9 protein-coding genes are annotated in these 13,719 nt (G+C 73.2%); 2 read left to right on the top strand and 7 right to left on the bottom strand.

The window, feature by feature from the left end:
- Window positions 1–364: 364 nt before the first annotated feature.
- The 3 genes from ACFVYF_RS24925 to ACFVYF_RS24915 all read right to left on the bottom strand — a co-directional run bounded on the left by ACFVYF_RS24925 (window position 365) and on the right by ACFVYF_RS24915 (window position 2,881).
- Window positions 365–781: an SSI family serine proteinase inhibitor gene (locus tag ACFVYF_RS24925; RefSeq protein WP_389458716.1), complete on the bottom strand. Its 417-nt coding sequence runs from the start codon at window positions 779–781 to the stop codon at window positions 365–367.
- Window positions 778–2,103: a M14 family zinc carboxypeptidase gene (locus ACFVYF_RS24920; RefSeq protein WP_389458993.1), complete on the bottom strand. Its 1,326-nt coding sequence runs from the start codon at window positions 2,101–2,103 to the stop codon at window positions 778–780. The genes ACFVYF_RS24925 and ACFVYF_RS24920 overlap by 4 nt, the downstream gene beginning before the upstream one ends.
- 226 nt (window positions 2,104–2,329) lie before the next feature.
- Window positions 2,330–2,881, bottom strand: a complete 552-nt coding sequence (locus ACFVYF_RS24915; RefSeq protein ID WP_389458714.1) for an FHA domain-containing protein — start codon at window positions 2,879–2,881, stop codon at window positions 2,330–2,332.
- 170 nt (window positions 2,882–3,051) lie between these two features.
- Between ACFVYF_RS24915 and treZ the strand changes: the two genes are divergently transcribed.
- Window positions 3,052–4,809, top strand: a complete 1,758-nt coding sequence (treZ, locus tag ACFVYF_RS24910) for a malto-oligosyltrehalose trehalohydrolase (RefSeq protein WP_389458712.1) — start codon at window positions 3,052–3,054, stop codon at window positions 4,807–4,809.
- Between the two features lie 151 nt (window positions 4,810–4,960).
- On the opposite strand, the gene ACFVYF_RS24905 is transcribed toward treZ, so the two are convergent.
- The 4 genes from ACFVYF_RS24905 to cyc2 all read right to left on the bottom strand — a co-directional run bounded on the left by ACFVYF_RS24905 (window position 4,961) and on the right by cyc2 (window position 10,387).
- The gene (locus tag ACFVYF_RS24905) at window positions 4,961–5,902 is read right to left on the bottom strand and encodes an aminoglycoside phosphotransferase family protein (protein WP_389458991.1); all 942 of its coding nucleotides are present in this window, start codon (window positions 5,900–5,902) and stop codon (window positions 4,961–4,963) included.
- 55 nt (window positions 5,903–5,957) lie between these two features.
- Window positions 5,958–7,073, bottom strand: a complete 1,116-nt coding sequence (locus tag ACFVYF_RS24900; RefSeq protein ID WP_389458710.1) for an aminopeptidase P family protein — start codon at window positions 7,071–7,073, stop codon at window positions 5,958–5,960.
- Window positions 7,074–7,326: 253 nt separating this feature from the next.
- The gene (locus ACFVYF_RS24895; protein ID WP_389458708.1) at window positions 7,327–8,010 is read right to left on the bottom strand and encodes a PDZ domain-containing protein; all 684 of its coding nucleotides are present in this window, start codon (window positions 8,008–8,010) and stop codon (window positions 7,327–7,329) included.
- Between the two features lie 193 nt (window positions 8,011–8,203).
- Window positions 8,204–10,387 (bottom strand): germacradienol/geosmin synthase Cyc2, encoded by a 2,184-nt coding sequence (gene cyc2 / locus ACFVYF_RS24890; protein WP_389458706.1) that lies wholly within the window; start codon window positions 10,385–10,387, stop codon window positions 8,204–8,206.
- A gap of 376 nt (window positions 10,388–10,763) precedes the next feature.
- On the opposite strand from cyc2, the gene ACFVYF_RS24885 reads away from it, so the two are divergent.
- Window positions 10,764–13,719: tetratricopeptide repeat protein (locus ACFVYF_RS24885; RefSeq protein WP_389458704.1), on the top strand; the 2,956-nt coding region annotated here is incomplete at its 3' end.

Here is a 13,719-nt window from a genome sequence, read left to right as displayed (position 1 = left end):
GGGGCGTACGAGACCGTAGGGGGCGCGGGGCGGTCGGGGTGCGCCCCGCGCAAGCTCCGCACGCCCTGCACGTCCTGCACGTCCTGCACGCCCCGCGCCAGCCACCGCAGCACACGCCCGGCGCACACCACGATGATCACGCCCGGCGCGAAACACCGGCACACACGCCCCGCGTGCACCACCCGCCCGCACGTCCCCGCACGCACGCCGGAAACCCATGCTCACCGAACACACCAGGCGCGCACCCAGAGCCAGGCGCGCACCCGGGGCACCCCTCACCCCGCCAAGCACGCACACCGAAAACCCATGCTCATCGAACACACCAGGCGCGCACCCAGAGCCAGGCGCGCACCCGGGGCACCCTTCACCCCGCCAACGCGAACACCGCCCGCGTCTCCGCCCTCAGCACGCAGGAGTTCGCGAAGGTGCGGCCGTACTCGATGCGGTGGCCGGACCACGCGCCGCGTGCGGAGACGGTCACCGGCGCGTAGACCATGGGGCAGACGGCGTCGGCGCTGAGCGGGATGCGGGAGATGTCGCCCTGCACCGCCCGGAGCTCCTCGCAGGCCTGTGCCGCGCGGACGTGGCCCTGGGGCGGGTCGCAGAGCAGCAGCGTGCCGCGGGTGTCACCGGAGCGGGTGTCGCCGGTGGTGACCGTGAGGTACAGCCAGTTGCCCGGGACCGCCTCCCGGGGCGCCGCATGGGCCGGAGTGGGACCCACGGCGAGGAGGGCCGTCGCCGCCAGCAGTGCGCCACGTACCGCCTGAGTGTTTTTTGTCATTCCCGGTGCATCGGCACGGCGGCCCCCGAACCCCACTCGGGCTCACCCGAACGGGAGTGCGCGGGCGCGTACCGCCCGGCCAGTTCGAAGGCGGCGAGCACCACGCGTGCCTGGAACTCGACCTGGCGGGCGACCGGCACCCAGCGCGCCCCGTAACCGTCGTGGTAGTCGGCGCACCAGGCGTCGATCAGCCGGTCGAGCACCGGCAGCACACCGGCCGCGTCGGGCCCGGCGCCGCTCGCCAGCTGGTGCAGCAGTCCCGCGGTACGCAGTGCGACCCGGCGCCCCGAGATGCCCAGGGCCGTGAGGCGGGCGGTGTTGAGCGGGGGCAGAGACCGCGTGCCGGCCGCGTGCGTGTCGGGGTCCCATGAGTCGGCGAGCCCGGGGCCGACCAGTAAATAGTCGTCGACCGGCGCGAGGAGGCGGGCCGCGTCCGGCGCGGCGCCCACCGACGGCCGCAGCCGCGCGAGTATGCCCTCCAGCAGCCCCGTGTCGTGACGCAGTGCCCGGCTCACGGTGCGCAGCACCGCGTCGCCGTCGGCGGCCGGCCGCGCGTCCTCCACGGCGGCCACGCCCCACATGGGCGCTTCGACGACGGCCGTCACCGTGCCGTACGGATGCGGGTGGAACCACGTGGACTCCACCGCGGCCTCGGTGATGGCGGCGGCGAGGTCGCCCCGGCGCGGGGGCGGGATGCGGTAGACGGCGGGACCGAGCGTCGGCCAGTACAGGGTGTCGTACGGGCCGAGTTCGCGCGGGATGCCGAGCCGGGCGGCGGTGTGGGCGACGCGCTGCGGGAGGCCGGGCAGGTCACGCGTCAGCTCGACGAAGCCGCCGCCCACGTCGACGCCGTGCAGGGAGCACTGGAAGAAGGGCCGCAGCTCGTCCTGGAGCTCCAGGAGGGCGCGGGTCTCCGGCAGGGCTGCGCCCTCCGCGCCTTCGGGCAGCCACTCGGGCTGTTCCATGAAGCCGGGGCGGAAGAAGTGCCGGAAGTAGTGACCGAGGGTGTACGGGCCCGACAGCCAGCGCTCGTTGTGGCGCGCGCCGTCCGGGTCGAGGCAGAGCAGCAGGTTCCAGGTGGCGTCGGCGCCTTCGCACAGCCGGGGATCGGCCAGGGCCCGCTCGGCGAGCCGCAGGACGGTGGCGCCGCCCACCGGCTCGTTGGCGTGCGGTCCGGCGACGACGAGGGCCTGCCGGCTGCCGTGTCCCACGGAGAGCAGCCACAGGGGCTTGCCTGCCCGTGATGTTCCCGCGCGGCGCAGCCTGGCGTCCCTCGGCTGGCGGGCGACGAGCGCGGCCGCGCGGGCGCTCAGTTCGTCCAGGGTCGGATAGCGGAGGAGTGGCGGCAGGGCACACCTCCCCTGGGTGGTGCCGTCGGTTCACCTGGTGTGCCTGGTGTACGCACAGTCAGTCACGGCTCCAGGGGTACGTCAACACCGTGGAAGGACCCGGAAGTTGGCAACCTCGCAGCGTAAAACCCAGGCCAGAGCTCGGCCGGCGGGCACGCTTGCACGACGGCTCACCCCGGACGCCGTACCACCGCTCGCGTCAGTCCGAGGAGAGCCGGAAGTCCATCCGCCCGAAGCTCACCTGGTCGCCGTCCCGGACGACGGCGGCGCCGATCACCCGCCGCCCGTTCACGGTCGTGCCGTTGGTGGAGCCGAGGTCGCGCAGCACCCACAGGCCGCCCTGGCGGCGCAGTTCCGCGTGCACGCGGGAGACCGTCTCGTGGTTGAGCCGCAGACCGCTCGCGGGATCGCGGCCGATGCGCAGGGGATAACCGCTCTCCGGGTGCGGCAGCAGCAGCTTGGGCAGCCGCTCAACCCACCAGGCCCTGCGCAGCCGTACCCCGAAGCCGGAGACGGCCTCGACACTGCCGAACACCAGCCGCGACCAGCGGCTCTCGGGTCGCAGGTCGGCGGTGAGCACGGCGAGTTCGTCGGACCGGCGGGCGGCGAGCGCCAGCTCCATGCGCCGGATGAACGTGTCGTGCGAGAGGCGCCCCAGGGCGACGCCGTCATGGAGCACCTTCAGCGCCCTGTCACGCTCGGCGTCCGACAACCGCGCGGGGTACGTGTGGAACTCGAAAGACGACGTCACAGTGGTGATTGTCGGACAGCGGGGGCAGGGTGTCCAGAAAACGGGTCAACGGGGAAACGGGCGACAGGGCTCTTCGGCGCGGCAAAAGGGTGGATTCAAAAGCGAATTGATCTCGGATGCCGCAGGATGGACGGGCTACGTCACGCTGAGCAGACGAGGGAGAACCGTCCGTGCAGTTCGAGGTGTGGGCACCACAGGCCGACCGGGTGACGCTCCACTGGGGCGACGCCACGCGTGCGCTGGAGCGCGATCCCGAGCGCGTGGGGTGGTGGGCGGGAGACGCGGACGCGCAGGACGGGACGCGGTACGGGTTCGCGGTGGACGACGGGCCCGTGCTGCCCGACCCGCGCTCCCGGCACCAGCCGGACGGCCCGGACGGGCTGAGCGCGGTCGTCGACCAGGAGCGCTACAACTGGCGCGGGGAATGGGCGGGGCGCGCGCTGCCGGGTGCGGTGCTGTACGAACTGCACGTGGGCACGTACACACGCGAGGGGACCCTCGACGCGGCCGCCGAGCGGCTCGGCCATCTCGCGGAACTGGGCGTCACCCACGTCGAGTTGATGCCCCTGTGCCCGTTCCCGGGGCGGCACGGATGGGGGTACGAGGGGGTCTCGCTCTGGGCCGTGCACGAGCCGTACGGCGGTCCCGAGGCACTGAAGCGTTTCGTCGACCGGGCGCACGAGCTCGGCCTGGGAGTCGTGCTCGACGTCGTGCACAACCACCTGGGCCCCTCGGGCAACTATCTCCCCGCCTTCGGACCGTACTTCACGGACACGCACCAGACACCCTGGGGCTCGGCCGTGAACCTGGACGCCCCGGGTTCGGACGACGTGCGGGAGTTCCTGATCGGCAGCGCGCTGGCCTGGCTGCGCGACTACCGGCTCGACGGACTGCGTCTGGACGCCGTGCACGCGCTGGTGGACACGCGCGCGTGCCACTTCCTGGAGGAGCTGTCGACGGCCGTGGACGAGCTCGCCGCCGACCTGGGCCGGCCCCTCTTCCTGATCGCGGAGTCGGATCTGAACGACCCGCGGCTCATCACCCCCCGCAAGGAGGGCGGCCTCGGCCTGCACGCGCAGTGGAACGACGACTTCCACCACTGTGCGCACACGGTGCTGACCGGTGAGTCGCAGGGCTACTACGAGGACTTCGCGCGGGCCCCGCTCGCGGCGCTCGCGAAGACGCTCACGTCGGGCTACTTCCACGACGGGACGTATTCGACCTTCCGGGGACGCCACCACGGCCGCCCCCTGGACCGCACACGCGTGTCGGCCCACCGCCTGCTCGGCTACACCCAGACCCACGACCAGGTGGGCAACCGCGCCCAGGGAGACCGGCTTTCGGCGTCCCTCTCCCCCGGGCTGCTGGCCTGCGCGGCCGCGCTGACGCTCACCGGCCCCTTCACACCGATGCTGTTCATGGGCGAGGAGTGGGCCGCGGGCACGCCCTGGCAGTTCTTCACGGACCACACGGACCCGGAGCTGGCGGAGGCCGTACGCCGGGGCAGGCGGCGGGAGTTCGCGGCGCACGGCTGGGCCGAGGAGGACGTCCCCGATCCGCAGGACCCGGCGACCCGGGACCGCTCGTGCCTCGACTGGTCCGAGCCCGACCCAGGGCACGGCGACGGGCTCCACGCGCGCGTGCTGGCCTGGTACCGCGATCTCATCGCTCTCCGTCACCGTCACGCCGACCTCTCGGACCCCGACCTCGCCGCGGTCAAGGTGGCGTACGACGAGGCGGGCCACTGGCTCGCCCTCAGGCGCGGTGACGTGCGCGTGGCCCTCAACCTCGGCAAGGAGCGGGCGGTGATCCCCCTCGGCATCCAGCACGTGCGCGTGCTCGCCGCGTGGGAGCCCGTGGAGGCGCCGGGCACGGACGGACTGCTGAACCTGCCGGGCGAGTCCTGCGTGGTGCTGACGCAGGCGTGAGGCCGTTTGCGGCGAGCCCTGTGGGGGCCCGGGGCGCACGGTTAGCTGACGCAGGCGTGAGGCCGTTTGCGGCGAGCCCTGTGGGGGCCCCGGGCGCACCGTGAGGGGCCGTTTACGGCGAGCCCTGTGAGGTCCCGGGTGCGAGAGGCCGTCAAGGCGTCTCGTCCGCTTCCTCCCGCAGGTCCGTGACGCGTTCCAGCAGGATCGGCTCCCAGGCCCGGCGCAGCTGGGTCCGCAGCAGCGGCAGGGAGCTGTCGTCGGTGCCCCGGAGCCGGTCCGCGAGACGGATCACGGTGTCGCAGCGGCCCAGCCACAGTCCGCGCAGGCAGGGGCGTGCCCCGTACCCGGCGAGGGTCGCCGCACGTGCGGCCGCGGGCGCCCCGACGGCGAGGGCGAGCCCGGCGATGTCCTCGGCCGGGTCGCCCGTCACCGCGCCGGTCCAGTCGAGGACACCCCGCACCCGGCCGTCGGCGCTGACGATGAGGTGCTCGCCCCTGAGGTCGTGGTGCACGAGGACCGGGGTGGCCGCCTGCGCGGCGAGCTGCACCGCCGCGGGCGCGGTGAGCCGGCCGAGCCGGGCGGGGTCGAACTCGTCGGCGGCGGCGAGGCGTTGGGCCGCCTGGGTGGCGGCCGCGCGCAGGGTCTCCAGCGAGCGCGGCGCGACGGCCGGGACGCCGAGCGCCTCGGCCTGCCGCGCGGGAACCTCGCGCAGCCCGGTCAGCAGCCCCGCCAGATCCGCCTCACCCGCGGCCGAGACGGTCTGCTCCTCGGCGCTGGCGCCGGGCAGCCTGGTGTCGAGCGTGTAGGCCAGGCCGGTGGTCCACTCGCCCTGCGCGATGCTCGCCGGGACCGCGACGGGCAGGTGCGGGCGCAGCAGGTCGCGCAGGCGCAGTTCGCGGCGCCGGCGCAGGGAGGCGTCACGGTCGGGGGCGAGCCGCAGCACATGGTGTGTGCCGACCCACCAGGTCGTGTGCCCGCCGCTCTCGGAGACGGGCCGGACGTCCGGTCCCGGGGCCGCCCGGCCGCCCTCGGCCAGCAGGGAGCGGACCAGTCGGCGGACGGTGTCCGCGGTCGGTGTCGATGCCTGGGTCATGGTCGCGCCGTTGCCGTCGGGGACGTGGTGGGTGCCTCTCCTCATGGTCCGCCGGTCAGTCGACGACCACCAGTTCGCGGGAGGTGGTGTTGAGACGGCGCCCGCCGTCCTCGGTCACCGTCACGATGTCCTCGATCCGTACCCCGAAGCGGCCGGGAAGATAGATGCCCGGCTCCACGGAGAAGCACATTCCGGGTACCAGGGGCTGCTCCTCGCCCTCGATCATGTACGGCGGCTCGTGGGTGGTGACACCGATGCCGTGGCCGGTGCGGTGGATGAAGCGGTCTCCGTATCCGGCGTCCTCGATGACCGCGCGGGCCGCCCGGTCGACCTCCTGACAGGGGATCCCCGGGGTGACCGCCGCGACCCCGGCCTCCTGGGCCGCGCGCACGATGTCGTGCACCCTGCGCTCCTCGTCGTCGGGCTCGCCGACGTGGACGGTGCGGGAGGTGTCGGAGCCGTAGCCGTGCTTGAGACCGCCGAAGTCGAGGACGACCATGTCTCCGCGCTCGATGAAGCGGTCGCCGGCCTCGTGGTGCGGGTTGGCGCCGTTCGGACCGGAGCCGACGACCGTGAAGTCGACCTGGGAGTGCCCGAACTGGCGCAGCAGATCGGCGAGATCGGCGGCGACCTCCGTCTCCCGGCGGCCGGCGAAGGGAACCTTCACGATCTCCTCGTACGTCGCGTCCGCGGCCGCTCCGGCGGCCGCCAGACGCTCGAGTTCCGCCGGGTCCTTGACGGCGCGCAGCATCGGCAGGGCCTCGGTGAGGGAGATGTACCGGGTGTCCGGCAGCCGCTTCTGGAGGGCGAGCAGGTGCATGGCCCAGGCGTTGTCGCTGACCCCGAAGCCACCGCTCGCGTCGAGGAGGGACGCGGTCGCCTCGTACGGGTCCTGGCCGTCGGTCCAGTCGCGGAGCGCCAGGGTGGGGGCCGCCGCTGCCGCGTCCGGGGCCTCCAGGGTGGGCACGACCAGCACGGGATCCTGCCCGCGCCGCAGCACCAGCACGGTGAGCCGCTCGGTCTCCACGGGCCGGTACCCGGTCAGCCACACCAGATCGGGCCCGGGCGCGACCAGTACACCGTCGAGTCCGGCGTGCGCGGCGGCCTCCGCGGCCTGCCGCATCCGGGCCTCGTAGTCACCTGCGGTGAAAGGCTCGGGTGTGCCGGTCATGCGTACCTCCGTCGGTCCGGACTTCCCCGGTGGGGCTCCGGGCAGCATCCTGCCCCTCCGCCGGGGCGTACGCGAGCCGGTTGGGGCCTGTCCGGCGGATCGGGCCGGCCGGTGCCGGACCCCGCGTCCGCGGCCTGATCCGCAGGACAGGTCCTTGTGCCGTTGCCGGCTCCCGGGGAGGTCCGGCGCCGAGAGCCCGCCACGGGGTCGCGGAGATCCGTCCCGTCGGTGCCGCTCACCGACTGCCCGCCCCTTACGTGACCACGCCCGGGGTCGTGGACAGCCGCTGCCGGCTGCCGTCGGCGTGCAGCACGGTGAGCGTGACGGCCGTACCCGGGGACGCGACCGCGACCGCCCGCGCGAGGTCGGCGGCCGAGCCGACGCGGGTCGCGCCGAGCGCGACCAGGACGTCACCGCGGACCAGGCCGGCGGTGTAGCCCGGGCCGGGCACGTGGACACCGACGACGACGGCTCCGGCGCCCTTGGGGGCGTCGACGGCCTCGATGCCGAGCGTGGACCGGGCCGTGTCCTTCCCGGGAACCGGACTCCCGCTGCCCGGAGCCGACTTGGAGCCGGTGGACGGCACCGGCCCGGAGGGCTGCCCCGGCCGCCCCGTTCGCCCCGACTGCCCGGAGGACCCCGGCTTTCCGGACGCTCCCGGCTTCCCGGGGGGCGCGGGCAGTCCCGGCGCTCCCGCTCCGGCCTGCTTCTGCAGGTCGGCCAGTTTGCTCATCCCGATCACCGTGGCGCCCACGGTGCCGAGTCCGACCCCGGCCAGCACCAGGACCGTCCCGACGAACAGGCCGAAGAGCAGGGTCATGAGCCGTCGGCCGCGCCGGCGCGCGGCATGGGGGCGCCGGGGGCCGCCGCCCGGCTTCCGGCCGTCGTCCGGCTCCCGGCCCGGCATCGGCTTGGGACGCAACGCAGTCTGTTCCATGGATCGCCTCCGGCAGATGCTCTACCCGGCGCTCCGGCGCGCGACGATTCCCTAACGAGTGAGACTGTTATCCACGTTCGAGAGGTTTGTCCCCACATCGGCCGTCCACGCACCACCACCAGGGACGGCCCGTGGGTCGCCGAAGCCGCCTCGGGGCTCCTCGCGGAGCTCTCCGAGGCGGCCCGGGCGGCACTCAGGCGGACGCGGGCAGCGCGGTCGCCGGCCGGCTGAAGGGCAGGGCCGGTGCCTGGTCCGGCACGAAACCGTGGGCACGGCGGGCCAGGTCCGCAGCGCCGTAACGACGGCAGTCCTGGTGCCACTTCAGGATGCCCGCCAACCAGTTCTGCAGCTCCAGGACATAGCCCTGCATGATTCCCCGCAGCTCCTCCGAGAGCTTGAAGTCCTCGTAGAGGAGGGGCAGTTCATGGGCGGCGACATGCTGGAACTGCTGCATGCGCTGGGTCATCAGGTCGTGGATGATGTTCAGCGCGGTCGGGTAGTCGCAGCCGAAGAAGTTCTGCACGACCAGGATGCCGTTGTGCACCTCCCCCTCGTACTCGATCTCCTTCTGGTACGAGAAGACGTCGTTCAGGAGCATCGCGTAGTCCATGGCCGCGTTCTCCAGCGAGCGGACAGGGCCGCTGCGGTAGACCTCCGGCGGCACCTTCCGGCCGTGGCCGATGCGGCACAGGCTCATGGTGAGTTCGGAGCCGAAGGTGGCGCGGCGCATCTCCAGGTAGTCGACCGGGTCGGGGATGCGGTGCTGGATCTGGTTGGACAGCTCCCACAGCCAGCTCTCCGTCATCACGTCGACCGCGGCCCGGAACTGGCGCCGCTCGTCCGGGGTCATGTCCGCGGCGGTGCGCTGCCAGAGGTCGATGAGACCGCGCTCCATGCCGTTGACCGGGACGGGGACCTCTTCGCCGTCGATGGGCATGCAGGCCGACAGCCGCGCGGTGACCAGCTTGGCGGTGACCAGGTCGCGGCGGTTGCCGAAGACGAGCGGGTAGTAGTCGTCGCCGTAGGTGCCCCAGGCCAGCCACTGGGAGCTCATGTCGAGGGCCTCCGGCGCGGCGTCCGGGTGGATGCCCGCCGCGCACAACGGCAGGTCGTAGGCGAGGAGTTTGTCCTCGTCCCAGACGCCCTCCTGGAGCATGCCCATGTCGTGCATCCAGCCGGTGAGACGGTGCCGGGCCCCGTCCAGGTGCGGGCTGAGCGTCACCTGGAACGGCATGTAGAAGTCGGGGAGTCGAGAGGGCCCGACCTTCTGGAAGGGGACATGGGTGTACGAGCGCAGCCGCTCCGCCCCGGCCGCGGAGAGCAGCGCGCCGATGTCGGCGGCGGACGTCCCGAACCCGGCGGCGCCGAAGGGCTCTCCCTGCGACAGGGCCCCCTCGTTCATGTAACGGCTGGACCGCAGGTGCCACTCATGGCCGCCGGACTGCCAGTCCTGGAGCCCCTTCGTGTACGCGGCTACCGCCCCCACCTCGTCCGGGGTGAGCCCCTTCTCCACGGCCAGCGCGGGCACTTCGGTGAGCGCCGTGTGCTCGAACTGATGCAGCCGTGAGGTGAGGATGTCGTTGACCGTCTCCGCGGCCTCCTGCGTCGTACAGCCGAAGAACGTCTCCAGGACGAGGACGCCGTTGCTCAGTTCGCCCTCGTCCTCGACCTCCCGCTGGTACGAGAACAGGTCGTTGCGCAGATGCACCCCGTCGGAGAACGTCTCCATCAGCACCCGCAGGGGCCGCGATTCGGCGACGGAGGCGGGCACTTCGGCGGTCGCGTACTCGACGAGCCCCGCGGACCAGGGGGCGCCGCCCACCTTGCGGCGCATCTCGATGTACTCGACGGGGTTGGAGACCCGTCCCTCGTTGATGTTCGAGAGCTCCCACAGCGACTCGTTCAGCAGGTGCTCGGTGGAGACGGCGAAGCGCCTGCGCCACTCCAGGGACATCGCCGGCACCGTGCGCGCCCAGAGGTCGGCGAGGCCGGCCTCCACGGGGTTCTGCGGCTCCGGCACGGGCGTGGCGAGGTCGAGCGGCATGAAGAGCGGGAGCCGGTCCAGGTAGGCCTTGCCGCCCTCGCGGTCCTGGCTGCGTTTGAAGGTCTCCAGGAAGTGGTCGTCGAAGAAGAACACCCACACGTACCAGTCGGTGATGAGCGAGAGCGCCGGCCCGTCGCAGTCGGGGTGCGTGTACGCGCACAACAGGCCGTAGTCGTGCGCCTCGAGGTCGGACTGGTCCCAGATGCCGGAGCCCTCCAGCATGCCCATCCCGCGCGCCCACTCCGTCGTGTGCGCGCGGGCCTCGTCGAGATGGGGGTTCAGCCGCGCGGGATACGGCATGTAGAAGTGCGGGAGTACGAACGGCTGCGTCATGGCCGGGCCCTACCCAGGGCCTCCCGGGGGCATCCGCGGGCCCGGACATGATCACACCATCGCGTGAATTCGGACGTAAAGGGCCTGCACGGGCTCCGGAGAGGTCCTTCCCGGGCCGACCTCGCGCCGGCCCCGGTCCGGTGCCGTACGCCGGCCGGCGCCTGGACCGACGGCCCACCGCGTTCCCGCACGCGGTCGCGAGGAACGGCCCAGTGGCCAAAATGGTCTCAAGTCGCCTTTTCCGCAGGCGACATGAGAACCTGAAGACAGTTCGGACAGAGCCGTCGAGGGGTGTGCCGACAGGGGGTCCTCGTTGTTCGGGGCTGATCTCTTCGCTCAGACCGCCGCCGCTGCCGCGGGCACGATGGTCGGGCTGATGACCACCGACGCGTGGTCGGCCGCCCGGCGCAGACTCACACGGATTCTGGGCCGGGGCAGCGTGGCTGAGCTGGACCGCGCCCGTGCGGCGATCGACGCGGCGCCCGCCGACCGGCGGGAGCTGGTGCTGCGCGAACAGCAGGACCAGTGGCACGCCACGCTGCGCGACCTGCTCGCGCGTGACCCGTCGCTCGGCGATCACCTCGGCGCGTTCGTCGCCGAGTTCGGGTCGTCGGTGCCGTCCGTGACCGTCATTCACGCGCCCGACGCGCGGTTCCAGCTCGGCCCGGCCGCCGCTCCGCCGCGTCCGCCCGGGGCCCTCACCGTGGCTCCGCCGCTGGGCCGCCTCGACCGCCGCGTCCGTGGCCGGGAGGTTCTCCTCGACACGCTCAAGCAGTTGGTGGGCAAGCCGACCTCGGGCGTGCGCGTGCTGCACGGCATGGGCGGCAGCGGCAAGACGACGGTGGCGCTGGAGATCGCCGCGTACGCCGCCGCGCTGGGCGTGGACGTGTGGTGGGTGACCGCCGGCAACCCGGCCGCGCTGAGCGCCGGGATGCGTGAGGTGGTCGCCGCGCTCGGCACACCTGCGGATCTCATCGACCGTGCCTGGTCGGGGCGTTCGAGCGCGACGGATCTGCTGTGGCGGCGGCTGCGCGACACCGCGTACCCCTGGCTGCTGATCGTGGACAACGCCGACGAGCCCGAACACCTCGCGCCGCAGGGCCGGTTGGCGGAGGGCACCGGCTGGATCCGGCCGGCCGCCGAGCTGCCGGGCCTGGTGCTGATCACCAGCCGTGACAGCAGCCCCGCGACCTGGGGGCCCTGGGCGACACTGCACCCCGTGGACGCCCTGGACGAGGGCGACGCCACCGACGTACTCCTGGATCTGGCCGGTGAGCGGTCGGGGCCGCGGGCGGACGCGGAGCAACTCGCCCGCAGGCTGGGCGGGTTGCCCCTGGCGCTGCGGATCGCGGGCGCGCACCTCGCGGCGGCCTCCGCGTTCCCCGCCTGGCCGGGCACGCAGACGATCCGGACGTACGCCGAGTACCGGGCCGCCCTCGACGAACGGTTCACGGAACTCCTCGACGAGGAGCCGCCCGGGCAGCCGGGCACCACCTCGGCCGTCCAGGTGAGCCGCACCTGGGAGCTCTCGCTGGACCTGCTGGAACGGCGTGGCATCGACCAGGCCCGGCCGCTGATGCGGCTGCTGTGCTGCCTGGGCGAGGCGCCGGTCCCGCTCGTCGGGCTGCTGCGTCCCGACCGGCTCGCCGAGTCGTCGCTGCTGCCGGGCGTCACCGCGCAGGAGGTGTTCACCGCGCTCACCTCACTGGCGGACTTCGGTCTGATCGAGCTGCACACCCCGCGCGGGGGCGGGGACGCCGCGCGCACGCTGCTGCTGCATCCGCTGGTCCGGGACGCGGGCCGCCACCAGCGGGATCTCACCGAGCACCTGGCGCAGTACGCCTCGGTCGTCGCCGACCTGGTGGTCTCGGCCACCGCCGAGCTGAGCGAGGGCGACCCGCAGGACTGGCCGCGCTGGCGACTGCTGCTGCCGCACTGCGACGCCCCGCTGGCGCTCATCGACGATCCCTACGAGGCCGACGACGAGCTGGTCTCCAAGGCGCTGCGGGCCACGGCGGCCGGGGCGCGCCATCTGTTCAAGGTCGGCTGGCTGGACCGGGCGGAAGCGGTCCTCGACGCCTGCGAGCCGGTCGTCCTCGCCTGCGGCCCCCGGGACCCGGACGCGCTCGAAGTCCGTTCCGCGGCAGCGCACTTGCTCCAGCTGCGCGGCCGTCTCGCGGCCGCCGAGACCTCGGTGCGGGCGGTCCTCGACGACACCCGGTCCCTCTTCGGGGACGCGGCCGGTGAGACCGCCGACGCCCGGTACGCACTGGCGGAGCTGCTGTGCGACCGGGGCCGGCCGGCGGAGGCGGAGGCGGAGTACCGCACGGTGTACGCGACCCGCCGCACGCTGCTCGGCGAGGGCGATCCGCTGACCCTCGCCGCGCGCAAGGGCGTGGCCCGGATGAAGCAGCAGCGTGGGCTGCTCGCCGAGGCGGAGGAGGAGTACGGACTGCTGCTCGACGCCTACCGGGACGAGCTCGGCGACCGGCACCCCGACACCCTGGCCACCCGCCACGACCTCGCCCGGCTCCGGCACGAACGGGGCATGTTCCGCCGGGCGGACGAGGAGCTGCGGGACACCCTCGGGATCTGTGTGGAGGTGCTCGGCGAGCGCCATCCCGACACGCTCGCGGTCCGCCACGACCTGGCCGACGTACTGCGCGACCGGGGCCTGCTCACGGAGGCGGAGGACGAGTTCCGCACGGTGCTGCGGCTGCGCGGGGACGCCTACGGCGAGGACCATCCGGAGACGGTCGCGGCGCGCTACGGCCTCGCCACCGTCTTACGCGACCGGGGCTGGCCGGGCGACGCCGAGCTGGAGTTCCGCGAGGTGTTCGAGGTCCGCCGCAGGCTGCTCGGGGACATGCATCCGCACACCCTGGTGGTCCGCCACAATCTGGCCGACCTCCTGAAGGAGCGGGGCCAGCTCGAAGCCGCCGAGGACGAGTTCCGCGAGGTGTACGAGGCGCGGCGCGAGGTGCTCGGCGAACAGCACCTGCTCACCCTCTCCGTACGCCACGGCGCCGCCCACGTCCTGCACCTGCGCGGCCGCACCGACCAGGCCGAAACCGAGTACCGCACCGTCCTCGCCGACTGCGTCGACACGCTCGGCCCCCGCCACCCCGGTACCCTCGCCGTCCGCCACAACCTCGCCGACCTGCTGATGGACCGCGGCCGACTGGAGTCCGCCGAGCAGGAGTTCAGGGTGGTGTACGAGGCCCGCCGTACCGTGCTCGGCGAACAGCACCTGCTCACCCTCTCCGTACGCCACGGCGCCGCCCACGTCCTGCACCTGCGCGGCCGCACCGACCAGGCCGAAACCGAGGTAC

Origin of the sequence: Streptomyces sp. NPDC058274 (assembly GCF_042881375.1) — a bacterium.
In the GTDB taxonomy this organism is placed as follows: domain Bacteria; phylum Actinomycetota; class Actinomycetes; order Streptomycetales; family Streptomycetaceae; genus Streptomyces.
The sequence above is the reverse complement of the archived record's forward strand: the minus strand, read 5'-3'. Positions and strand labels throughout refer to the sequence as shown.